The sequence below is a fragment of the Brumimicrobium oceani genome, from assembly GCF_003143775.1.
GTDB classification, from domain to species: Bacteria; Bacteroidota; Bacteroidia; order Flavobacteriales_D; family Crocinitomicaceae; genus Brumimicrobium; species Brumimicrobium oceani.
Genome location: NZ_QFRJ01000002.1, coordinates 378,614 through 401,490, shown reverse-complemented (window position 1 = coordinate 401,490; position 22,877 = coordinate 378,614). Strand labels below are relative to the sequence as shown.

Annotated in this window: 19 protein-coding genes; 10 read left to right on the top strand and 9 right to left on the bottom strand. The window is 37.0% G+C overall.

Features of this window, described 5'->3' with window-relative positions:
- Window positions 1–10 precede the first annotated feature (10 nt).
- From porM to topA, 6 genes are all read right to left on the bottom strand, one after another.
- Window positions 11–1,717, bottom strand: coding sequence for a type IX secretion system motor protein PorM/GldM (gene porM, locus DIT68_RS04525; RefSeq protein ID WP_109358618.1), 1,707 nt, complete (start codon window positions 1,715–1,717; stop codon window positions 11–13).
- A gap of 65 nt (window positions 1,718–1,782) precedes the next feature.
- Window positions 1,783–2,610: a type IX secretion system motor protein PorL/GldL gene (gene porL, locus DIT68_RS04520; RefSeq protein WP_109358617.1), complete on the bottom strand. Its 828-nt coding sequence runs from the start codon at window positions 2,608–2,610 to the stop codon at window positions 1,783–1,785.
- Between the two features lie 60 nt (window positions 2,611–2,670).
- Window positions 2,671–4,215 (bottom strand): T9SS ring complex lipoprotein PorK/GldK, encoded by a 1,545-nt coding sequence (porK, locus tag DIT68_RS04515; RefSeq protein ID WP_109358616.1) that lies wholly within the window; start codon window positions 4,213–4,215, stop codon window positions 2,671–2,673.
- 112 nt (window positions 4,216–4,327) lie between these two features.
- Window positions 4,328–5,254, bottom strand: a complete 927-nt coding sequence (locus DIT68_RS04510; protein WP_109358615.1) for a PorP/SprF family type IX secretion system membrane protein — start codon at window positions 5,252–5,254, stop codon at window positions 4,328–4,330.
- 155 nt (window positions 5,255–5,409) lie between these two features.
- On the bottom strand, window positions 5,410–6,564 hold the full coding sequence (locus DIT68_RS04505; RefSeq protein ID WP_109358614.1) for a formimidoylglutamase: 1,155 nt from the start codon (window positions 6,562–6,564) through the stop codon (window positions 5,410–5,412).
- 82 nt (window positions 6,565–6,646) lie between these two features.
- Window positions 6,647–9,064 (bottom strand): type I DNA topoisomerase, encoded by a 2,418-nt coding sequence (gene topA / locus DIT68_RS04500; protein WP_109358613.1) that lies wholly within the window; start codon window positions 9,062–9,064, stop codon window positions 6,647–6,649.
- A gap of 246 nt (window positions 9,065–9,310) precedes the next feature.
- On the opposite strand from topA, the gene miaB reads away from it, so the two are divergent.
- From miaB to groL, 7 genes are all read left to right on the top strand, one after another.
- Window positions 9,311–10,738 carry a tRNA (N6-isopentenyl adenosine(37)-C2)-methylthiotransferase MiaB gene (gene miaB, locus DIT68_RS04495; RefSeq protein ID WP_109358612.1) on the top strand — a complete coding sequence of 476 codons (1,428 nt, stop codon included), beginning with the start codon at window positions 9,311–9,313 and terminating at the stop codon, window positions 10,736–10,738.
- A 15-nt stretch (window positions 10,739–10,753) separates the two neighbouring features.
- A complete protein-coding gene (locus DIT68_RS04490) occupies window positions 10,754–12,019 on the top strand; it encodes a sigma-54 interaction domain-containing protein (protein WP_109358611.1) in 1,266 nt (421 codons plus the stop codon).
- Window positions 12,020–12,033: 14 nt separating this feature from the next.
- Window positions 12,034–12,543 (top strand): LPS assembly lipoprotein LptE, encoded by a 510-nt coding sequence (lptE, locus tag DIT68_RS04485; protein WP_109358610.1) that lies wholly within the window; start codon window positions 12,034–12,036, stop codon window positions 12,541–12,543.
- Between the two features lie 44 nt (window positions 12,544–12,587).
- Window positions 12,588–13,970 carry a tetratricopeptide repeat protein gene (locus DIT68_RS04480; RefSeq protein WP_146194119.1) on the top strand — a complete coding sequence of 461 codons (1,383 nt, stop codon included), beginning with the start codon at window positions 12,588–12,590 and terminating at the stop codon, window positions 13,968–13,970.
- 3 nt (window positions 13,971–13,973) lie between these two features.
- On the top strand, window positions 13,974–14,270 hold the full coding sequence (secG, locus tag DIT68_RS04475) for a preprotein translocase subunit SecG (RefSeq protein ID WP_109358608.1): 297 nt from the start codon (window positions 13,974–13,976) through the stop codon (window positions 14,268–14,270).
- Between the two features lie 196 nt (window positions 14,271–14,466).
- Window positions 14,467–14,745 (top strand): co-chaperone GroES, encoded by a 279-nt coding sequence (locus DIT68_RS04470; protein ID WP_109358607.1) that lies wholly within the window; start codon window positions 14,467–14,469, stop codon window positions 14,743–14,745.
- A gap of 31 nt (window positions 14,746–14,776) precedes the next feature.
- Window positions 14,777–16,417 (top strand): chaperonin GroEL, encoded by a 1,641-nt coding sequence (gene groL, locus DIT68_RS04465; RefSeq protein WP_109358606.1) that lies wholly within the window; start codon window positions 14,777–14,779, stop codon window positions 16,415–16,417.
- Window positions 16,418–16,497: 80 nt separating this feature from the next.
- Here groL and DIT68_RS04460 read toward each other — a convergent pair whose 3' ends face one another.
- Window positions 16,498–17,532 (bottom strand): NAD(P)H-dependent glycerol-3-phosphate dehydrogenase, encoded by a 1,035-nt coding sequence (locus DIT68_RS04460; protein WP_317133884.1) that lies wholly within the window; start codon window positions 17,530–17,532, stop codon window positions 16,498–16,500.
- A gap of 183 nt (window positions 17,533–17,715) precedes the next feature.
- Here DIT68_RS04460 and DIT68_RS04455 point away from each other — a divergent pair, with 183 nt between their 5' ends.
- The gene (locus tag DIT68_RS04455; RefSeq protein WP_109358604.1) at window positions 17,716–18,024 is read left to right on the top strand and encodes a hypothetical protein; all 309 of its coding nucleotides are present in this window, start codon (window positions 17,716–17,718) and stop codon (window positions 18,022–18,024) included.
- 831 nt (window positions 18,025–18,855) lie between these two features.
- On the opposite strand, the gene DIT68_RS04450 is transcribed toward DIT68_RS04455, so the two are convergent.
- Window positions 18,856–20,046, bottom strand: coding sequence for an MFS transporter (locus DIT68_RS04450; RefSeq protein ID WP_109358603.1), 1,191 nt, complete (start codon window positions 20,044–20,046; stop codon window positions 18,856–18,858).
- Window positions 20,047–20,120: 74 nt separating this feature from the next.
- On the opposite strand from DIT68_RS04450, the gene msrB reads away from it, so the two are divergent.
- The gene (gene msrB, locus DIT68_RS04445) at window positions 20,121–20,669 is read left to right on the top strand and encodes a peptide-methionine (R)-S-oxide reductase MsrB (protein ID WP_233244150.1); all 549 of its coding nucleotides are present in this window, start codon (window positions 20,121–20,123) and stop codon (window positions 20,667–20,669) included.
- Between the two features lie 212 nt (window positions 20,670–20,881).
- Here msrB and apaG read toward each other — a convergent pair whose 3' ends face one another.
- Window positions 20,882–21,280, bottom strand: coding sequence for a Co2+/Mg2+ efflux protein ApaG (gene apaG / locus DIT68_RS04440; protein WP_109358602.1), 399 nt, complete (start codon window positions 21,278–21,280; stop codon window positions 20,882–20,884).
- A 224-nt stretch (window positions 21,281–21,504) separates the two neighbouring features.
- Between apaG and DIT68_RS04435 the strand changes: the two genes are divergently transcribed.
- Window positions 21,505–22,866: a Na(+)-translocating NADH-quinone reductase subunit A gene (locus tag DIT68_RS04435; RefSeq protein ID WP_109358601.1), complete on the top strand. Its 1,362-nt coding sequence runs from the start codon at window positions 21,505–21,507 to the stop codon at window positions 22,864–22,866.
- Window positions 22,867–22,877: the final 11 nt, after the last annotated feature.

The window sequence follows — 22,877 nt, the reverse complement described above, 5'->3', positions numbered from 1 at the left end:
TTTTTATCTATTATTTTACTTTAAAAGTTGCCCCTTGACGTAGGATCTTTCCACTTGGCTCTTTATATCGAGCAGTAATTGTGATTGTTCCACCAGGCTGTGCATTAGATATTATTCTAAGTGCATCACCTGAAAGGTTAGAACCTGTTCCTTGAGCGGCTCTTGGAGCGCCAGTTGCGTTCACTTCCCAAGAAACTACACTGAACTTAGCTTCTAATGGAATTTCTGGTGGATAACCAGCAAATAATTGTCTTGAGGCTCTAAGTTGTGCGGTAGTTGCATCGTCGCCATCATTTAATCTTCCCAAACTTAGTGATGGTTTTGGTAAGTTCATTACACGAAATTTAAAACTACCTAAGTTACTGCTACTTCCATCCTCAGCTACACCTGCAATGTTAATAGTTGCCTCTCTTGCAGATCCTGGACTAGCGATATATCCAGTAGATGATTTTGAGATCGATACATTACTTGCTCCAGATAAAGAGTAGTTAGGGAATCCTGAAGCTGCACCTTCCACTTGGTTGGCGTAACCTCTGTAAAGTACATTCATCTGAGGAAGAGATACAGTTCCTGATGGTTTACCAACAGTATATCTGAAGTCCCAAGCCTTAGGAATTACTTCTCCTTTTTCTTTCACTCCAATGGTTCCCGTTACATGGTAGTTTCCAGGTGAACTTACATCCAATGGAATTTTTCCTGTGGTTTCCTTCCAATTTGAAGGCACAGAATCGTTAATTCCATATTTTAGCGGAGCAACATCAGTTGTGTCATATGCCGCTATCATTACATTTAAATCTAACGAATCTCCAGCGTTAACATATCCTGTTCTTGCAAAAGCCAAAGGTTCAATTTTGTTAAAGTTAAATGTAGGTGCATCAACTTTGGAAAGTAAGAATTCTGCTGCCGAACTTTCGCTGTTTAACACGTCCAATTTTAATGCTGTAAACATTGCTGCTGCAGCTACTACGGGTGCATGGTCAAACATAGCTGAAGGCCATGGAACCATTTTAGGTTTTCCTGCATCTTTCACTTCAATCACTTCTGGAAGTGTCATTGCTTTATAGTAATTCGCTATTCTTGACGTATCGTCTGGATTTGCTGTTGCTAAAGCTTCAGACAAACCAGAAATATCATCAGGAGCTGTAAAAGTGTATACATTTTTACCGCTAGTATAATTACCCATTAATTCAGCAACTGCATTTCTATACTTATTGATGTTGGTTAAAATTGCTAAACCTCTTTCCTTAGGTTGCATCGGATTTCCTCCAATGAACATTTCTGTAGGCACATCATAGTTGTCCATTGCTTGTATACCCATTAATGACTTAAGTTCTACAATTAGACTATCTTCTCCTTGTCGCTTTAATACCCAGTCAACACCTTCAACTTTTTTGATCATGTCGTTGGATTCATTCAAAATATAGTGAATGATATCTTTGGTGTATGCGTTTAGAGAGTCTGACTTTCCTTGCCATAGGTCGATAACTCTTGTATCGGCTTTTGGGTCTGTTAGGATAGCTGCTCTTTTGCTTTCAAATGTACCATATACGTTACCAGTAGCGTTATCTATAATCTCACCACTTGCTTCTAACTTGTCATTTATGGTAACAAATGCTGCAATTATCTCTTTTGACACGTTAAGCGCCAAAAGAGCAGTCAATACGAGATACATCATCCCGATCATCTTCTGTCTTGGGGTTTCTTTTCCTCCTGCCATTTGTAATTAAATTTTAAGAATTAATTTATTAATTAATGTTTTCGAATTTTAGTTCGATGTTGAAATTAAGCGTTACCTTTTACAGTCATTGCTTTCAACATGTTACCGTAAACATTATTTAAGTCCGTTAAGTTCTTAGCTAACATTGACATATTTTCTTTGTAAAGTTTTGTATCCTTTGCAGAATCGGAAAGGTTAGCCATCATTTCAGTTACTTGACCTTGGAATTTTTCAGTTGCTTCTAAGTGAGAAGAAGAACCTTTTAATTGTAATTCGTATACATTATTCAGTGCTGAAAGATTTTTAGATACCTTTTGCATTTGCTCACCGAATGACTGTCCTTCTTCAGTTGAAGATGTCATTCCTGAAATTGCAGCTGATGCTCTTTCATAAGATTCTGACAATTTTGCAACTTTATCTGATGCAGATTGTAAACTACTTACATAAGAATCTGTTGCCGCCGCTGCTGAAGTAACGCCCTTCAATTGCGCTGCATTGTCTCCTAATGCTTTCATTCCTTCCCCTAAACGCTCTAAAAGTGCGCTGTCGATTTTGGCATCTTCTAGCATAGAATCAAGTTCTCCAGTAATCCCAGAACCTTGATTTCCATTTCCGCCTCTACCTTTTCCTGCTTGTAATTCAGATGGGTCGAAGTTTTCATCATTTCCTAATGCTAACTCTGGGTAAACAAGCTCCCAGTTTGGGTCTTCGTGAATTGGCTCAAATGCAGAAAATATAAAGATTAAAGCTTCAGTTCCAAGTCCAACAACCAACATAGGTCCCGCCCCTGGCCAGTGCATAATCTTAAATAGGGCTCCAAGTATTACTACTGCCGCTCCAATTCCATACAGCTTTGCCATAAAATTTTTCCATCCTTTACTTCCTGGTTTCATAGTTTTTAATTTTTAAGGTTTAACGATTTATTTATTTGTTTTATTTACTTGTTTGTGTGATTATCTCAATTGTAGGTCTTGGTCTAATTCTTCACCTCCTTCTTTTGAGAAATCTTTACCACCTCTTCCAAGGTGTGTTGCTACTGATCTAAATCCAATATATGATTTTGCAGTATCTCTATATTCGTAAGTTCTTGTTCCGTTTTGTAGGTAATAACCTATGTCTTTCCAAGATCCTCCTCGAATAACTTTACGCTTCATAGCTGGTGGATCCCAGTCTAAAGCATTGTATCTATACTCCGGGTTTTGATCGTGTGACAATTCATACATAGATTCATCATAAGCTGTTTCACACCATTCAGATACATTTCCAGCCATACAGTACAGTCCGAAACCATTTGGATTATATGAAAAGGCTTTTACTGTCTGATTACCGCCGTCTTCTGAATATCTTCCTCTCATTGGCTTAAAGTTTCCTAAGAAACAACCCGCTGAGTTTCGAATATATGGACCTCCCCATGGGTAGGCAGATAAATCTAAATCTCCTCTAGATGCTCTTTCCCATTCAGCTTCACTTGGTAAACGGAAGTCATGAACATAAATTTCGCCCATTGATTCCAACCAACCATTCAATAATTGTGTTCTCCAAATATTAAATGCTTTCGCTTGTGGCCATGTAACTCCAACTACAGGATAGTTGTCGTATGATGGATGCCAGAAATACATTTTCGTCATTGGATCGTTGAAGGCATAGGTAAAGTCTCTGATCCAAACTAATGTATCAGGGTATACATTTATGGTTTCATCTATCACAAAACGCTGTCTATTCTCATGTCCACGTATTGCGTTGTTTTGCCCTAATTTGTTAATTACTCCCATGTCTTTGTCTAAACCTCTTTTTTCTTGGGTGTAAGGATGATCTGCAGATCTTAGTGTTCTGTGATCCATGTCTGTTTTTATCCCTTGATTGTTGTATCCATCTGGTTTGATGTGTACCTTCCCTTTACGGGCAGCTTCAACAAGGTCAATCCAATAGTATTTGAAGTTGAGCTTTCTAACATCTATTTCTTTTCTTTTGTAAAAACGTTGTGCAGAAGGGTAGTACATTTCTGATAGCAGAGGAACTAACATAGGGTCATAGTATGAAAATTCACGGTCCCAATTTAAAGAGAATTTATCAACATTCTGAAAACGGTCGCTTGATTCGTATTCAACCCATTCCATGATCCCGTCATCATAATACTCTTCCTGATAGTTTAAGAAACGGTCAGCTTCCTTATCTTCTTCGATATTTTCATAGATCATTCTTCTTGCGATTGAATCTCTTACCCACCAAACAAACTGACGGTATTCATTATTAGTGATTTCCGTTTGATCCATGTAAAAGGCAGATATAGTAACTGTCTTTGAAATAGTCTGATGCATGAAAGGAACATCCTCATCATTTTGCCCCATGATATAAGAACCTTGAGGAATATAAACCATTCCTAATGGAACTTCAGGATAGTAGACTTGTCTACCTTGAACTCCAGTTAAATATCCTGATCTTGTACTACAAGATGCAAGCATTAAACTGATTAAACTTATAATTAATAATTTTTTCATTCTACCTTGTTTTTACTTTCCAGTTTCTCACTAACAATTTTAAAGGTGTTCTTTTACTTATGACAGTATAACGAGAAAGCTACCAAAATGGTTACAGATTATTTTTAAGTTATTATAAATACCTTGGACTTCTAGACTTTGTGATTGGAATTGGAGGTAATGGATAACAGTATTTCACCATTAGTTCGTGAGATCCTGCTGAAACACTAGATACTCTGTTTACTGTGATATCGTAAGAGTATCCAAATGTAAATGAGTTCCAGTTTAATCCCGCCATTATACCGATTGCATCTGTGGTTCTGTAAGTTATTCCACCATAGAAGGTGTCATCCCATACGGCGCGAACGTTAATGTCAGCACTTATAAATTTAAGATCAGACCTAATTAATCCGTTTGCTTCTAAGCTTAAATCATCCATGTCGAGGGCATTGTCCATTCGGTAACCCCCCATTGCATAATAGTGGCGAGATGTATTGAAGTTTAAATCAGTAATCTCTAAAGCCGGTAGATGAGTTGATGAAATTCCTGCATACCATCCGTTAAATGACATGTAGTAAAGTCCAAAATTTGCATCAAATGTTGCTTGAGATTTTGATTGTGGAAGAGAGCCATCGTCTGGGTTTCCATCTGGTGTAACCCATGTAGGACTCATTCCAAAACTATTCAGACCAACAGCTGCTCCAATACCTAAAGTACCATTAGCTAGAGATTGGTGATAAGAATAATTTAAGGTAACATTGTTTTGACGTGAGAATCCAATAGCATCATGGTAAAAAGAAATACCTGCTGCACTTGGGAAATAACGAGAGATGTTCGCTTCAGCATTTGCTAATACCGAATTCGGTGCTCCGTTAAATTTGTCCCATTGATTTCGGTAAATCATTGTTCCACAAACTTCATGTGACATACCAACTCCTGTTGCTCCTGGGTTGATGCTCATTTTATCAAAAATAAAATGGGTCAAAATTTTATCCTGCTGGCCGTATGTGTAAAATACTCCTGAGGATAATAAAATTGAAATAAATAAAAGTCTTTTCATATATAGCTTTTTTTCAATGGTTTATGCATGTGATGTCGCAATACCTTGCTGCATCAGTCGACTAAAGTAGTTAAAAAAATGTAATTAGGAAATAAATAAAATGGGAAATGCAGTTTTTTATGAAAATTCATGGATTTTTAATGTTTTGAATAGTGTCAAACTAATTTTTGATAGGTTTTCCACCATAGGTCTGGAATTTCTCCTTGCATTGATTCCTGATAGGTTTCATAACTGCAAGGTATCATCTGATGACGCATGAACTTTGATCTTTTGGATCCAGGATAAGGAACTTCAATCCACCATCGGCCTGACTTGTTACTTTTATAAAAAACAATTTCCTCTTTGAGCTCCTCCAAGAATACTCTGAATTTGGTGTATGATTTTTTACTGCCTATAGGGAAATCTCCTTTTCTGTGTGCATAGCCTTCATTAAAATACCAAATGAGCTGCGCAACTAATTCATCTGTTACTTTGTGTTGATTACTGTAATAGTTGAATATACCAAAACTCGAGAGTTTGTCACTAATCCCAGCATATCGCGTGAGTTGACAAGCTTCGTTGGCAAAGATTCCATTTGGTGCGCTATAATTGTTATTCTGCAAATCACTGGCTCTTACGCTGGATAGGTCAAAACTCAATATATCTGTGTTTCGCATAAATGGTTCTGCTATTTGTATGGACTGATTGATTTCTCCAAGTCGACAAATATCAAAATAAAGTTCGTTGAATAGATCTAGTGTTTTGTTTGAAACGTAGTGGTTCTGCGCGCCAATATTGGTATAATTGAATAGGAAACACGGTTTGTGCAATAGCACATGGCTCAGCCACCCTTCATGATTAATACTTTGATCTATGTCTCCCAAGTCAAGTTTGTTATCTATGGTTGTAAGGTTGACCATTTGCTCTAACTGTTCGTAGGCTTTATAAATGGCATTGGTCAAATCTTGTGTCCCACCAACTATAATTGGAATTATGTCTTTTTTAATTAATTCTTGACATACTGTTTGAATAGCGTATGCTGTATCTTTAATTTCTTTTCCTGGAACGATTGTTCCCAAGTCATAAATGGCGTGTGTCCAATTGATTCCTTTAAACAGCTTGTACAACTGACTTCTGAAATCATTGGTATAATCGTTTTCTATTTTCTCCGAATGGTTCCTGTACTCTGGAACATAAATGATTGCTGTTCCTTTTTCTTCAATTACGGGAAATTCTTCTCCGATGTAGGAGTAAATGGAGTTGCCGAGCATTTCCTCAGCGTATTTCTTTTTATTTGGAATGTTTTGAAAGTAGATTGAAATGTCTTTCATGCACGTATTCTTGTGTTGAACTGGTTTGAAATAATAAAACTACACCCTTTAAGAAAAAGGGTGCAGTTTTAGAGAATTGAAATTATTTTTTCTTAGGAGCAGCCTTTTTAGTTGCTTTCTTCTTTGCTGCAGGCTTTTTGGCTGCGGCTTTTTTTGTTGTTGTCTTTTTCGCTGCGGTTCTGCCTCTTCCAGTTTTCTTTGGTTGATTTTCTGAAATTTCGATGCATTCCTCGTAAGATAGTTGCTTTACTTTTTCTTCGTCATCTTTTATTTCCTTAGGAAGTTTAAAATTATCTTTTCCTATTTTTAAATAAGGTCCCCAACGACCAATCAATAACTGCATTTTGTCGTCTTCAGGGAAAGTTTTCAGTAGTTTTTTGGCGTCTTCTATTCTTTTCGTTTTTATGAGTTCAATTGCACGGTCTAATTCGATACTCATTGGATCGTCTTCTTTAATGGAAACAAATTTTCCATCATGTTGAACATAAGGACCAAATCTTCCAATATTGGCTTTAACCACTTTGTCCTCAAATTCACCTAGGTTCCTTGGAAGTTTGAATAAGTCCATGACCTCCTCAAATGTTATGGTTTCAATAGACTGCGTAGGGCGAAGACTTGCAAATCTAGCTTTTTTGTCTCCTTCTTCCTCGGTGTCTCCAATTTGAGCCATTGGGCCATAACGTCCTATTCTAACTATTACTTTTTCTCCTGTTTTAGGATGTTCTCCCAAGTAACGCTCTCCAGAAGCTCGTTCTGAGTGTTCTAGTGTATGTTCGACGGTTTGGTGGAATGGGTCGTAGAATCTTTTTATCATTTCCGTCCATTCTTTGAGGCCGTTTGCGATTTCATCAAATTCTTGTTCTACTTCTGCCGTGAAGTTGTAACTTAATATTTCACCAAAATGCTCTACCAAGAAATCTGTGACCACCATGCCTATGTCTGAAGGGGAAAGTTTGTTACGGTCTCTTCCCGTTATTTCTGTCGCCTCTTCTTTTCTTGTGCCTGAATCATCTAATGTATAGACGAGGTAGCTTCTTTCAGTTCCCTCGCGTTCAAGTTTTTCAACATAACCTCTTTTTTGAATAGTTGAAATTGTTGGTGCATAAGTGGAAGGTCTTCCTATTCCTAATTCCTCTAACTTTTTTACTAAAGAAGCTTCAACATAACGTGGAGCGGCTTTCGTAAATCTTTCACGCGCTACAACAGATAAAGTGGAAAGCTCTGTACCTTCTTTTAAATCCGGAAGTAATCCTTCTAATGCTTTGTCTTCTTCCTCGTCATCATCCATTTGTGATTCAAGGTAGACTTTTAGAAAACCATCAAATTTTATTACTTCTCCTTTGGCTACAAAGATGTCTTGTACTTCAGGTGCTCCAATTTTAATTGTAGTTCTTTCTAGTTTTGCGGGACTCATTTGAGAAGCGATTGATCTTTTCCAAATCAAATCGTATAAACGATCTTCATCATTCCCTTTGTTTACAGAAGAAACACCAAAATCTGTTGGTCGAATAGCCTCGTGTGCCTCTTGTGCTCCTGCACTTTTACTTTTAAACTTCTTAGGGTTACTGTATTCTTTACCGTAATCTTTAATGATGGTACTTTTTGCACCTTCCATTGCTGTTTCGGATAGATTTACACTATCTGTTCTCATGTATGTGATGAGGCCAGATTCGTACAAACTTTGTGCAACTCTCATTGTTCGCGAAACACTAAATCCTAATTTTAAACTGGCTTCTTGTTGAAGTGTTGAGGTGATGAATGGAGCGCTCGGATTTTTAGTTCCTGGTTTTTTTGTTACCTCAGTTACTTTTAAAGTGGCTTTATCGCAATCTTTTAAAAACGATTCTACCTCTTTGTCCGTACCTATATTATGTGCTAATGTTGCAGATACTTTGTCTTTTTCTTTTGCAAAATCACCAACTACACGAAAATAGCTTTCAGGAGTGAATTTCATTATTTCTCTTTCGCGCTCAACAATTAATCGAACGGCTACGGATTGAACTCGACCGGCAGATAAGCTAGGTTTTACCTTTTTCCATAATACAGGTGAAAGTTCAAATCCCACTAATCTGTCCAATACTCTTCTGGCTTGTTGGGCGTTAACTAATTCTTGATTGATTTCTCGTGGTTCCTCTATTGCTTTTTGAACAGCAACTTTTGTAATTTCGTTAAAAGTTATTCTTTTAGTGTCCTTGTTTTTTAATTTCAAAGTTTCGTAAAGGTGCCAAGAAATCGCCTCACCCTCACGGTCCTCATCCGTCGCTAGCCACACAGTGTCCGCTGCTTTTACTTGTTTCTTTAAATCCGAAACTATTGTTTTTTTATCTGGACTCACTTCATAATTCGGCTTGAAGTTGTTTTCGATATCAATCGCCACTCCTTTTTTTGCAAGATCCCTTACGTGACCATAGCTGGACAGAACTAGAAAGTCTTTTCCAAGATACCCTTCAATTGTCTTTGCTTTTGCGGGAGACTCCACGATAACTAAATTCTTTGCCATATTGATTATGTTAAATGCTTTTTCTGAAATTGAGTGCAAAATAACTCCAAATTAATACCAAATACAAACTTTATTGATAATTTACTTGAATTCTCTGCACTCAATACCTGCTTTTTTTTATGATTTTAGGTAGAAAAAACCCTGTGCTTTACCATGTTGTTCGATAATTATTAAAAATTAGCTACTGACATTTTGACACCATCATAAGAAAATATATCTTTGCCTTTCATAAAATGAATATTTACAATGGGAATTGTTTTAGATAAAGATATGGATGAGACACGCCAAGGCGAAGCGATCTCAATGAATAAGACTGAAGGAAGTCGAAAGCTGTACTTGGAAAGTTATGGTTGTGCTATGAATTTTTCGGACAGTGAAGTAGTTGCTTCAATTTTAGTAAATGATGGATTTTCAACGACACAAGATTCTGAAGAAGCAGATTTAATTTTGATTAATACCTGTAGTATTCGTGAAAATGCGGAGCAAAGAATTAGGAATCGCTTAAGACAGTTTAACAGAGCCAAAAAACAAAGACCAGGATTAATTATTGGAATATTGGGTTGTATGGCCGAGCGTTTGAAAACTAATTTACTTGAAGAAGAAAAGTTGGTAGATATTGTTGCAGGTCCAGATTCATATCGTGATTTGCCGGGGTTAATTGAAGAGGTAGAGGGTGGACAGAAAGCTGTAAATGTTTTGCTTTCACGCGATGAAACTTATGCTGATATTAGTCCTGTTCGTTTAGATAAGAATGGAGTTACTGGTTTTGTAAGTATTACACGTGGATGCGACAATATGTGCTCATTCTGTGTTGTTCCTTTTACTCGAGGAAGAGAGAGAAGTCGAGATCCGCATACCATTGTGCAAGAGTGCGCAGCATTGTTCAACGCAGGGTATAGAGAGGTAACTTTATTAGGTCAGAATGTAGATTCTTACCGTTGGAATATGACGAGTAAAGGAGAGATTAAGGACGAAAATAGTCCAACCACTAACTTTGCTCAATTGTTAGAAATGGTGGCTGAAGTTCATCCAGATTTAAGAGTTCGTTTTTCTACCTCTCACCCTAAAGACATGACGATTGATGTCTTGCATGCTATTGCCAAGTATGAAAATATCTGTAACTACATTCATTTACCTGTTCAATCGGGAAATAGCGATGTACTCAAACGAATGAATAGAGGTTACACTCGTGAATGGTATTTAAACAGAATAGCAGCGATTAATCGAATTATCCCTGATTGTGGAATTACAACAGACATCATCACTGGGTTTTGTGACGAGACCTTAGCGCAACACGAGGATACGCTTTCAATTATGAGAGAGGTTAAATATGACACGGCTTACATGTATAAATATTCTGTGCGACCAAAAACCTTAGCAGAAAGAAAGTTTGAGGACAATATTCCAGAGGAAGAGAAACAAAGAAGATTAGAGGAGATTATTACACTTCAACATGAGCATAGTTTGGCGATGAACAAAGCACAAATAGGTAAAGTGGAGAAAGTGTTGGTTGAAACTCCATCAAAGCGCTCTGAGGAGCAAATGATGGGAAGAACGGACCGTAATCTCAAAGTTATTTTCGATCGCAAGGGCTCGAAGCCTGGTGACTATGTAATGGTGAAAATTACAGATTGTAATAAAGCTTCACTAAAAGGAGAAATTGTTGAAGCTTAATAATCGGATAGAACTATGAATATTCAACAAATCAAACAGAGATTTGGTATTATTGGGAATGCGCCTGGGTTAAATCGTGCTTTGGAGGTTGCAGCGCAAGTTGCCCCTACGGATATATCGGTTTTGGTTACCGGGGAGAGTGGTACAGGAAAGGAGATTATTCCCCAGGTTATTCATCATTTAAGTACCAGAAAACACGGTAGTTATATTGCTGTGAATTGTGGTGCAATTCCTGAAGGGACGATAGACTCTGAGCTTTTTGGACATGAGAAAGGTGCTTTTACAGGTGCTAGCGGAAGTCGAAAAGGTTATTTTGAGGAAGCGGATGGAGGAACAATATTTTTGGATGAAGTAGCGGAACTTCCTCAGCAAACCCAAGTGCGCTTGTTGCGTGTTTTAGAAACGGGAGAGTTCATTAGGGTCGGTTCATCGAAAGTAATCAAAACTAATGTAAGGGTAGTTGCAGCTACTAATGAAAATATGGCCGAAGCCATTCGAAAAAACAAGTTCAGAGAGGACTTGCTTTATCGATTAAGTACGGTTCCGATAAAATTACCACCCTTAAAAGACCGAAAGGAGGACATACATCTTTTGTTTAGGAAGTTTGCAGCTGATTTTGCGGAGAAGTACAGAATGCCTTCAATTAAATTGCAAGATGATGCCGTTGTGGCTTTGGTTAGCTATCCATGGCCTGGAAATATACGTCAACTAAAAAATATTGTAGAGCAAATTTCAGTGATTGAAAATGAAAGAGAAATCACTTTAGAAAAAATGAAATACTATTTGCCAGAAGATATTGTTTCTGGTGTTCCAGCTGTAGTTGGTGGTAAGTCTAAAGAAAGTGATTCTTTCTCGGATAGAGAATTGATTTACAAGTTTCTTTTCGATATGAAGAGAGACATGAATGAGCTTAAAAAATTGGTCATTGAAATGCTCAATGGCAATAAGGAAGTCGATTTAACTGGTACGCAACGTGATGTATTGAATCGTGTGTATTCTGATATTACAAATGAGGACAGTAAAAAGTTGCTCGAAGAAGGCTTGAGGGATGAAGTGCGGGAAGATAGAGAATATGCTCCACAAGAAGAGGTAACCATTGTAGATAGTGACTATCAAGAGCACATTGAAGTAGAGGAATCTCTATCTTTGGAAGAGCGCGAAATGGAGTTTGTGAAAAAAGCCTTAGAAAAGCACCACGGAAAAAGAAAGGATGCTGCAAAGGAGTTAGGAATATCTGAACGAACTTTATATAGGAAAATAAAAGAATATAATTTAAAATAGGCTATTGCCATGCTATGAAAATAATTCTATTAGCCAGTGTTGCACTTTTGTTATCCTCTTGTTGGCCTGCCAGTCTCTCGTTTAAAGACGGGAGTGTGCCGCCAGAGTGGAAAAGATTTATGGTGACGACCTTAGAAAATAAAGCAGCAAATGCTCCAATTAGTTATTCTGCCGAATTATCCGAATTAATCAAGGATGGGATACAGAATAGAGTGGGATTAAACTTGGTCTCTAATGAATCAGATGATCCTCAAATTATAGTTACGGGGACTGTTTTGTCCTATAATGTAACTCCTTTGTCTTTGCAAGAGAATGCAAGTGAAGTGAAAAATAGATTAACGATTAGGTCCAGCTTCCAAATATTTATCTCAGCGCCAGAAGAAGATGTTATGGAGCTGACTAGTTCTCGTTTCGCAGATTTCGATGCTTCTCAAGACGTTGGAACTATTCAGCAGCAATTGTTGGCAGAAATTAATGAACAAGTAGTGCAAGATGTTTTAAATAAGTTACTTTCGAACTGGTAATGTTAAATTTCATAGAAATATCGAATAGAATAGAAAATCCTTCAATGATAAAGTTGGAGGATTTAGAAGGCTTACGACAGTTAGCGGAAAGGTATCCTTTTACAGCAATATTTTCTCAATTGTATCTTAAGGGCTTAGCGCTTCATAATACCATTCAATTTGAAGCGGAGTTAAAAAATCATGCCTACAAAATACCCGACAGAGCACAGTTATTTTATCTGGTTCATTCTGTGGAAGAAAATTCTATTCAAGAAGATATTTCTCACGATGAGTTTGAATTGGAAGGAGGACAACAATCCACTTCAGGAGAGGATAAAGAAGTGGTTGAAAATAATAGCAATGATGCTTCCATTTTCATTAGCTCGGAGGAATCTGCTGATGGTGAGAAAGCAGAACATCAGGAGGAGGAAAAGGAGATTTTGCAAATTGAGCAGTCTTTAGAAGACAGCTCTCTAGAGGAACCTGTTGAGGAAAAAGACTTGGGTCTTTCGGAGTCAGACGAAGGAAGTCTTCATGAACTAGAATCGTTCACTGCAGCAGAAGCGGTAAAGGAAGAATTTAAAGAAATTGAGACCAAAACGCATCAACCTGACTTGTCTCAGGATATCGCGGAGGTGGAATTGGAGGATAAAGAGGCAAGTGATGAGTTTGATCAAGAAAACCTGTCAGGAGATGATGCAAATGAAGGGGCACAAGCTGAGGTGAAGGAGCAGGATTCTTCAAAAAGTAAAGGAGAAGACCAGGTAGATCAAGAAAATATTTCGAAAAAGCTTCGAAATGTTAGTGATTTAGACAGGGATATTTTAGCGCATGCGGTAAGCTCGTCTATTTTCATTGAGGTTGATGAGTCGGAGGCTGAAACTTATAGCTTTGAAAAGCTAAGGAAACTTGACCGATCGGAGTTATCCTCAGGTGATGAAAATTTTGATGAGGAACAGCAGGAGGAATCTATAATTTTTGATTTACCTCTTAATGAAGCAGCGCTTCATGCTGATGTTGAGGATAAAAAGGATACTGAAGCTGAAAATAATTCAAATGAAGAGAAAAAGTCTTTTACTTCATGGATGAGTTCATTTATATCTGAGGACAGAAAATCTGAAGAAAGGGAAGAGATAAAGAAAGACGAAATAGACGAAAGTTCTAGAAAAGAGACAAAATCAGTACAAAAAATTGAAGGAAAAGAAAAAAATAAAGAAATTTCAACACCTGAAAAAAGAAAATCAGAGTTCTTTTCTCCTGTCAAGAAAGCGCGTGAAAGCCTAGATGAATCAAGGCTTCCAGTGAGTGAGACATTGGCTAAAATCTATAGTGCTCAGGGCAATTATCCTAAGGCAATTGAAGCTTATGAAAAATTATTGTTGAAATTTCCAGAAAAAAAGAGTTTCTTTGCACTTCAAATTGAAACTTTGACAAGAAAATTAAATTAGAATATGGGAACTTTATTGACTATACTTATTATGATCGCAAGTATTTTACTTGTGTTACTAGTTTTAATGCAAAATCCAAAAGGTGGAGGTTTATCGACTGATTTTGGTTCGGCTCAACAATTAGGAGGGGTTAAGCAAACGAATGATTTTGTGGAAAAAGCCACTTGGAGTTTAGCAGGTGTTATCGGTATCTTGAGTATTGTAATGACGCTAATGTATCACGAACCAACAGGAGTTCCTGCAGAAGCAGCACCACAAGAAACAGAACAACCAGCAGCGCCAGCGAGCGATGCAGAGTAAAGATAAAAAAGACTTTTAGTGAATTGATTCAAGGTTCACTTTAACATAATACTTTTTAAGAATGTCAGTGTGTCATATACGCTGACATTTTTTTTGTGCTTTATTGTAGCGTTCTGACAAAAGTAAGCTGTAACAGTAATGGCATAGAATTGGTCGAGCAGCATTCAATAAATTTAAACTTAAAAAAACGAACAATATGTCAGCATTAAAACCATTAGCGGATCGTGTGCTTATCGAGCCAATCCCAGCAGAAGAAAAAACAGCAAGTGGAATTATAATTCCAGATGCAGCAAAAGAGAAGCCTTTAAGAGGGACGGTTATCGCTGTAGGAGATGGTAAAAAGGATGAACCATTAACAGTTAAAGAAGGAGATACTGTATTGTTTGGTCAGTATTCTGGAACGGAAATAAAAATTGAGGGAAAAACTTTCTTAATTATGAAAGAGGCCGATATTTACGGAGTGTTCCAAGCGTAGTTATTAATCTTTAAATTAAAATTAATTCAAAATGGCAAAAGAAATATTATTCGACGAAAAAGCGAGAGAAAAACTTAAAAATGGTGTTGATGCATTGGCGAATGCAGTGAAAGTAACATTAGGACCAAAAGGACGTAACGTAGTTATAGGTAAGAAATTTGGTTCACCGCACATCACAAAAGATGGAGTTTCTGTAGCGAAAGAAATTGATTTGAAAGATGAAGTGGAGAACATGGGAGCTCAAATGGTTAAAGAGGTAGCTTCGAGAACTGCAGATATTGCAGGAGATGGTACTACCACTGCAACGGTATTAGCTCAAGCCATTATCACAGCAGGTTTAAAAAATGTTACTGCCGGAGCAAATCCTATGGATTTAAAAAGAGGAATTGATAAAGCAGTTAAAGTGATCGTTGAGGAATTGAAAAAACTTTCAAAGGAAGTTGGTTCTGATAATGATAAAATCAAGCAAATTGCTTCTATTTCAGCAAATAACGATGAAACTATAGGGACTCTTATCGCCGAGGCAATGAAAGTTGTTGGTAACGATGGGGTTATTACAGTGGAAGAAGCCAAAGGAATAGAAACTGAGGTGAAAACTGTTGAAGGTATGCAATTTGACAGAGGTTACTTATCTCCTTATTTTGTTACGAATACAGAGAAAATGATTGCGGATTTAGAGAATCCTTACATTTTGATTTGTGATAAAAAGGTGACTAGCATGAAAGAATTACTTCCTGTATTAGAGCCAGCAGCTCAATCGGGTAGACCTTTATTAATTATTGCTGAGGACATCGATGGAGAAGCGTTGACAACATTAGTAGTTAATAGAATTAGAGGTTCATTGAAGGTGGCTGCAGTTAAAGCTCCTGGTTTTGGTGATAGAAGAAAATCAATGTTAGAAGACTTAGCCATCCTTACTGGTGGACAAGTAATTTCTGAGGAGAAAGGACTTTCACTTGAGACAGCAACTTTAGATATGTTGGGTTCTGCTGAGAAGGTAGAAATAGATAAAGATAACACAACTATTGTCAATGGTTCTGGAGATAAAGGGGCTATCGATGATAGGGTTTCACAAATCAGAGCTCAGATGGAAACATCAACATCTGATTATGATAAAGAAAAAATGCAAGAACGTTTGGCGAAGCTCGCTGGAGGAGTTGCAGTTCTTTACGTTGGAGCTTCTTCTGAGGTTGAAATGAAAGAAAAGAAAGACCGTGTGGAGGATGCATTAGCAGCAACTCGTGCAGCGGTAGAAGAAGGAGTTGTTCCTGGTGGTGGAGTAGCGTTATTAAGAACTTTAGATGGATTGATTGATCTAAAAGGAGAAAATGATGACGAAACTACGGGAATTGAAATCGTAAGACGTGCGGTTGAAGAACCTTTACGTCAAATCGTTAAGAATGCGGGAAGTGAAGGAGCGGTTATCGTTCAAAAAGTTCTAGAAGGTAAAGATGATTTCGGTTATAATGCAAGAACAGAAAAGTATGATAACTTGCTTGCAGCCGGAGTTTTAGATCCAACAAAAGTAACGCGTATTGCAATAGAAAACGCAGCGTCGATTGCTTCTATGTTATTGACAACAGAATGCGTAATTGTAGACGAACCAGAAGAAGAAAATGCTGGTGGCGCTATGGGTGGTGGAATGCCAGGAGGAATGCCAGGTATGATGTAACAGGTATTGGTGTGTTTGGGCGTTATGTATGGGCGATTTGCAAATCGTCCTTACAATCGCCCATACATAACACCGATTTTTTATGATAAACGATCTGTAAGAATCTTCATTTCGATAACTGGTGAAATACGTTCGTATATAATATTGTTCACTGCTTCAACGATTGGCATTTCAACATTGAATTTTTTGTTGATTTCCATAACTGACTTAACAGCGTAGTAGCCTTCAGCAATCATGTCCATTTCCATTTGGGCAATCTTCACAGAGTAACCTTTTCCAATCATAAATCCAAAAGTTCTATTCCTAGAGAACTTTGAATAAGCTGTAACCAATAAGTCTCCGAGGTATGCACTGCTTTTTACATCTCGATGTATCGGGCTAACTTCATCAATAAAGTTTTCGATTTCTTGAATCGCATTTGATATAAGTACAGCTTGGAAATTATCCCCATATCCTAGCCCTGCACAAATTCCTGAGGCAATAGCGTACACATTCTTTAGAATGGCTGAGAGTTCCGTACCAAACAAATCATCAGAAGTAGTGGTCTTAATGTATCGCGTTTTAAATCTATCCGCCATGTCGTCAGCGATATCTTCATCCTGACAAACAATGGTAAGGTAGGAGAGGCGCTCTAAGGCAACTTCTTCTGCATGACACGGACCGCAAATAATTCCAATTTTATCGTAAGGTGTGTCAAAGGTTTTATGAATAAAGCGTGCAGGAATAGCGTGGTATTCAGGAATAATTCCTTTTACAGCAGAGAAAATAGTTTTTCCTTCAAACAGTTCTTTTGGAAAGTCTTCGAATAATGAAGTTAAAAAAGCGGAGGGAGTTGCGAGTATAATTATATCTGAGGATTTTACCGTTTGAATTAAGTTGGTAGACACATTAATTTTGTCAGTCTTTAATTCAACTCCTTGAAGATACTTTAAGTTGCGCTGATATTTTAAAATATGCTCAACAGCTTCTTCATTTCTCATATACCAGTTTACTTTTGATACATTCTCAGTAAGAATTTTTATCAAAGCAGTTGCCCAGCTTCCGCCACCAATAACACCTATTATTTTTTCAGATTTATCCATAGTACGTTCTACAAAAATACATTTTCTTCTCAATTGCTAATGTTTTTAAGTCCTAATCTTTGAAATTAATTTATGCTTTACTTTTTCATAAAATAGTTTTTCATTTATCGAAATATTTTAATTGAATAATTTTTAGAAAAATTATGAATTTAAGTTTGACGATTGTACTAATTTAATACTTTTACCGTGTTATTTAAAATTGACAAATAGTATATTATGAGTAGTAGCAGTAAGCCCAGAGTTGTAAAAGATTACGCTAAATTAGACAAACAAGTTAAGCAACAAATCAAATTAAATTATCCAGAAGGGTTTGAGGGTCACTTGATAAAGTTTAAAAATAAAGACGGTAACACAGTGAGTGCGCTCCCGTTTGAAACGAGTGATTATTATTATTTAATTAGAATGACGGTTAGTCAAGCACAAGAAATTATCGAAGACGATGATGATTATGATGACGAAGGTTTCTTGAAAGAGGAAGTAAAAGAAGAGTACGAAGAGGAAGATATTGACGAGGAGTTCGAATAAGCTTTAACGCTAACTTTTTGAAAATTAATTTCCTGTGATTGGGAATTAAGTTAAGGATGTTTAGAGATTATTTTCAAAGAAAAAATATATGTATTTTAAAACGGCTTTTGGCCGTTTTTTTATTTCTGCAATAGTTCTAATGCTTAGCGTTTATATGGAGCTTTTTTGATTTATTTGTAGGGTCGTCCACTTAAATCGTATTAAGCACTATCGTTTAACCCTATTTGTGTTTTATTATAAAGAGCCTTAATAGTGAGTGTTTTAGAGTGGGTGTCCCTATGCGCCACCACTTTCAAATCCTGACTTATTCCCCCTAAAATGAGTCACATTGTTAACCGGATGTGCAAATAAAAATAATCTCAGTTTTTTAATTTCGGAAGGATCTTTTCTATTAGATTCTAGTTCATCATCAGAAGACAATGTTTTGATTATCAATTTAAAATTTAATGCCTATCCGATACTTTACCAGTAAATATATCTAACCCTACCATAATGTGATTCAGCGGTGAACTGACAAGATCCTTCGCAAATTTCTATTTCCAACCAGTTGAAAAAAGAAATTCGCTTCAGGATGACATTAAGCTAGGTTCATATTTCAAGTGAGAGGGGAAAAGTAAAAGCGCTTTAGCGCTTTTACTTTTCCCCTCTCACTTGCTTACCAGCAACCACAACTGTCATCTCTGGAAGGATCTGGCCTAGTTAAAGAGAGTGCTTTTTATTGTAGCATATTAAATAGCTGGTAAAGTATCGGATAAGCATTTAAAATTTCCTAGGGAAAGAAATTGGCTTTTACAATCTGCGACTAAAAAGGGGCGTCCTATTTAGCTAAAACTACCTTTTGGATTTATTTGAGTTGCTTTGGTAATGAATGTTGGTTTTACTGAATAGTAAATGGAGTACTAAATACATCAATGCCGTTCCAGCTACAACTGCACCAAATATAAATGCTTTGTTTAGGCTCTCAGCGGTGTTTTCATAAATGGAGAGAGTACTTATCGCACCGAACAAAATGCCTAATTCTAAAGCTATAAAAAGGGTTCCCGAACCCACGCCTCTTCTGTGCGCAGGAGAAAGGTCTGCCATCCAGGCGAATAACGTTGGTGAGCTTATTCCCGTTGCAATACCAAAAATAAAAGAGGCGCTAGTGTACCAAAGCTCCGTTTTTGCATAGCCAGTCATTAACATCGCCACAATGAGAAAAGAAATTCCCAAAACAAGTGTTTGTCGGCGACCGAACTTGTCAGATAATCTTCCTGAAAATAGGCGGACAGCTATCGTTGAAACAACGTAGAAAACGTAGTACCACCCTTTGTTTTCTATTTCTAAATAAACGGATTTGTCTGGTGTGAGTACTAAAATTAGCCCCGTACAAATTGTTGTTAAAAACATTACCACTGCCGCAGGAAAAACTTTTTTTTCAAAAACATCCTCTATGCGTATTTTAAAGATACTTATGGTAAAAGCTTGTGGCTCAGGTAACGTTTCTTTTACTGATTTTATTAAAACCAGCGAAATTAACGCCATTAAACTAGAAGCGATAAATAGTCCATTGATGGAAAACATTTGGGCTATAGGTGTTCCTAATCCCTGTCCTACTCCTAATCCAAGTGCTATTCCTGTTCCAAAAACGCCCATTCCCTGACCTCTTTTTTCGGGCGGTAGCAAATCTGTAACTAAGGCTGTGGCTCCTGTGGGAAGGAAGCCTGTGGAAAAGCCATGAAGAAACCTTAGTACTAAAAAAAATGCTATCGTACCGCTCAATGGATAAATCAGAGTAATGATAATGCTCACGAATGTGCCAATGTACATCGTGCTTTTTCTTCCTACGGTGTCCGCCATTTTCCCAGAGAAGGGTCTAGATAAAGCTGCTGTTATGGTGAATAGTCCTATGATTAAACCTTTGTAGGCTTCTCCACCTAAACTGGTGATAAACCCATTAAGCTCAGGAATGATCATGTTGAAAGATGTCATGAAAAAGAACATGCCTAAACTTAAAGCCCAAAAATTTTTGCTGTATCCCATAAAATTATAAATTTGCAAATCTAATTAATACTTATGCGTTTGAACATTTTGTAATTGAAATTGTATTATAAAGTATGAAAAATCACATCAATTTTATATTTCTAAATTCAGTCCTGTTATTGTTCACAGTTGTGACCATGTCTTGTACAAACGATAAAGCTATAACTGCCCCATCTAAGACTGCATCTGCCAGTTTTGAAATGGGGTCTACCTCGGTTTTTGAGGACACGATAAAGAAAGTGGTTAAAACAGAAGCCGAATGGAAAAGTCAGCTTACGGATGAACAATATTATGTGAGTCGACAAGCAGGAACCGAACGTGCCTTTACTGGTAAATATTGGGACAACAAGAAAGAAGGAACTTACAATTGTGTGGGATGTAATTTGCCACTTTTTAGTTCAAGTACTAAATTTAAATCTGGAACTGGATGGCCGAGTTTTTATGAGCCTTTAAATGAGAAAAACGTTTCTGAAGTTATTGATAAATCAAATGGTTGGAATCGAATTGAAGTGGTTTGTGCAAGATGTGATGGTCATTTAGGTCATGTATTTGAAGATGGGCCAAAACCAACTGGATTAAGGTATTGTCTAAATTCGGCAGCGTTGGATTTCAAAGCGAAGTAAATTGACCCTTTTGTGATTGTTTGGTTTTTTAATCCCAATCATTTAGAGCCAATCAGCTAGGCTAATTCCGATTCAAGATTTCTCATTATGTGAATGGTCCTTATTACAATATGAGTAATGATAGCTTATAATTGCGAATCGGTGTTTAGTGATTGAAAAATTAAAATGGTGGCGGTTTAAAATACCTTTCACAGCATTACTAAAAGCGGAACTCAATTTAATTTTCCTACATATTCCAACGTAAATCTAGGGACGTTTACCTTAAAAGAATTTGTTATTTCACCTTGATCATTTATCGTGTTGAAATTATAATAACCCTCCATATATCCTAATCCAGAAGAGAGATCGCAACCAGAAGTGTAAAGGTGAGTTTCACCTGGTTCTAAAGTTGGTTGTTCTCCAATTACCCCTTTTCCTTCAATAATTCTTGTAGGTGCAAGTGAATCAATTATTCTCCAATAACGAGAAATGAGCTGAACTCTATTGTTGCTTAAGTTTTCAATTTTAATCGAATAATTATAAAAATAAAGATGCTTTTCCAGCTTAGTTAAATCCGAGCGGAATAGTGTATTTACTGTTATTTTTATACCCTTAGTAATGGCAACATTCATGATTTGTAATTAGATAAATGCATTTAAATTTTCGCAAATAATGCATAAATATAGTTATTCGATCGAATTTTCCCAAAAAACTTAAAGTTTTAATTATGGACTCTCTATCTCTTTAATTTAGAATGATTCTAAATTAAAGAAGTGTCACGCTTAAGCATCATTAAGCACACTATAAACCGAACAAATTTATATTTTTGTGGACTAAATAAAATGTCTATATAAACATGTCAAAGGCGGTTAGACTTAAGAAAGGACTTGATATCAAGTTGTTCGGTGAAGCCGACCAGGTTAAAGTAGAGGCTAAGAAGCCTACCATGGTCGCATTAAAACCTTCAGATTTTCACGGATTAATTCCGAAAGTCATATTGAAAGAAGGGGAGGAGGTAAAACGTGGTGAAGTCGTGTTTTACGATAAATATAATAAGGATTTAAAGTTTGTGTCTCCGGTAACGGGAACAATCTCTGAAATTTTGAGGGGTGAAAAGAGGCGTATCCTAGAGGTGCGTATCTCAGCTTCTTCAACAGATGAGGCGGTTCACGTTAATCCAATAGACCCTTCTTCGATTTCAAGAGAAGAGGTGAAGTCAACAATGTTGGCGAACGGATTGTGGCCATTCATAAAACAGCGTCCTTTAGACAAGATTGCCGATCCCTCGGTAACTCCAAAGGCGATTTTTATCTCGTCTTTCGATTCAGCTCCTTTAGCACCAGATTATGATTTTATTCTGCACGGTCAGGACCAATTTTTCCAGCATGGTTTAAATGCTTTAGCGAAATTGACTGATGGTAAAGTAAACATCACTTTAAATGGTAAGGGCTCACCAGACGAATGTTTCGTGAATGCAAAAAATGTGGTAATTAACAAGATTGTAGGTAAGCACCCTGCTGGAAATGTGGGAACGCAGATTCATCATTTCGATCCTATTGATAAAGGCGAGTTTGTCTTTACAGTAAACCCCCAAGATGTAGTCACTATTGGTAAATTCTTTGCAGAAGGAAGCTATGATCCAACGCGTTATGTTGCATTGACAGGTTCTGAAACAGAGGGTAGAAAGTACTATAAAACGATTATTGGTGCAAATGTAGAGTCCATTGTTAAAGGTAATTTAACCAACGACAATGTACGTGTAATCAGCGGTAATGCATTAACTGGTGAGGCAATTGGTGAAAAAGGATTTTTAGGATTCTATGACGCTCAAATTACTGTACTTCCAGAAGGAGATGATTATAAATTTTTCCTAACCGATGGATGGTTAGCTCCAGGTTTTGATAAGTATTCAAGCCACCGCTTGTTCCCTACATGGTTAATGCCAAACAAAAAATATCGTTTGGACACCAACTTAAATGGTGAAGAACGCGGTTTTGTTGTTACCGGTGAAATGGAAAAGGTGTTACCTTTTGATATACTGCCAATGCAATTAATCAAAGCAATTATGGTAAACGACATTGATGCAATGGAGCAATTGGGGATTTATGAAATCGCGCCAGAAGACTTCGCATTGTGTGAATATGTTTGTACATCTAAAATAGCTATTCAGGAAAAGATCCGAGAAGGTTTAGATGTAATTGAAGAGGAATGCATGTAATTGTTAATATA

Excerpts from the sequence above, each read along its gene's own strand:
- DIT68_RS04490 (WP_109358611.1), top strand. The coding sequence starts at position 10,754 with ATGAATATTCAACAAATCAAACAGAGATTTGGTATTATTGGGAATGCG.
- porK (WP_109358616.1), bottom strand. The coding sequence starts at position 4,215 with ATGAAAAAATTATTAATTATAAGTTTAATCAGTTTAATGCTTGCATCT.
- DIT68_RS04505 (WP_109358614.1), bottom strand. The coding sequence starts at position 6,564 with ATGAAAGACATTTCAATCTACTTTCAAAACATTCCAAATAAAAAGAAA.
- miaB (WP_109358612.1), top strand. The coding sequence starts at position 9,311 with ATGGGAATTGTTTTAGATAAAGATATGGATGAGACACGCCAAGGCGAA.
- DIT68_RS04435 (WP_109358601.1), top strand. The coding sequence starts at position 21,505 with ATGTCAAAGGCGGTTAGACTTAAGAAAGGACTTGATATCAAGTTGTTC.
- DIT68_RS04450 (WP_109358603.1), bottom strand. The coding sequence starts at position 20,046 with ATGGGATACAGCAAAAATTTTTGGGCTTTAAGTTTAGGCATGTTCTTT.
- msrB (WP_233244150.1), top strand. The coding sequence starts at position 20,121 with ATGAAAAATCACATCAATTTTATATTTCTAAATTCAGTCCTGTTATTG.
- DIT68_RS04510 (WP_109358615.1), bottom strand. The coding sequence starts at position 5,254 with ATGAAAAGACTTTTATTTATTTCAATTTTATTATCCTCAGGAGTATTT.
- topA (WP_109358613.1), bottom strand. The coding sequence starts at position 9,064 with ATGGCAAAGAATTTAGTTATCGTGGAGTCTCCCGCAAAAGCAAAGACA.
- porM (WP_109358618.1), bottom strand. The coding sequence starts at position 1,717 with ATGGCAGGAGGAAAAGAAACCCCAAGACAGAAGATGATCGGGATGATG.
- DIT68_RS04455 (WP_109358604.1), top strand. The coding sequence starts at position 17,716 with ATGAGTAGTAGCAGTAAGCCCAGAGTTGTAAAAGATTACGCTAAATTA.
- groL (WP_109358606.1), top strand. The coding sequence starts at position 14,777 with ATGGCAAAAGAAATATTATTCGACGAAAAAGCGAGAGAAAAACTTAAA.
- lptE (WP_109358610.1), top strand. The coding sequence starts at position 12,034 with ATGAAAATAATTCTATTAGCCAGTGTTGCACTTTTGTTATCCTCTTGT.
- DIT68_RS04480 (WP_146194119.1), top strand. The coding sequence starts at position 12,588 with ATGATAAAGTTGGAGGATTTAGAAGGCTTACGACAGTTAGCGGAAAGG.
- porL (WP_109358617.1), bottom strand. The coding sequence starts at position 2,610 with ATGAAACCAGGAAGTAAAGGATGGAAAAATTTTATGGCAAAGCTGTAT.
- DIT68_RS04470 (WP_109358607.1), top strand. The coding sequence starts at position 14,467 with ATGTCAGCATTAAAACCATTAGCGGATCGTGTGCTTATCGAGCCAATC.
- apaG (WP_109358602.1), bottom strand. The coding sequence starts at position 21,280 with ATGAATGTTGCCATTACTAAGGGTATAAAAATAACAGTAAATACACTA.
- secG (WP_109358608.1), top strand. The coding sequence starts at position 13,974 with ATGGGAACTTTATTGACTATACTTATTATGATCGCAAGTATTTTACTT.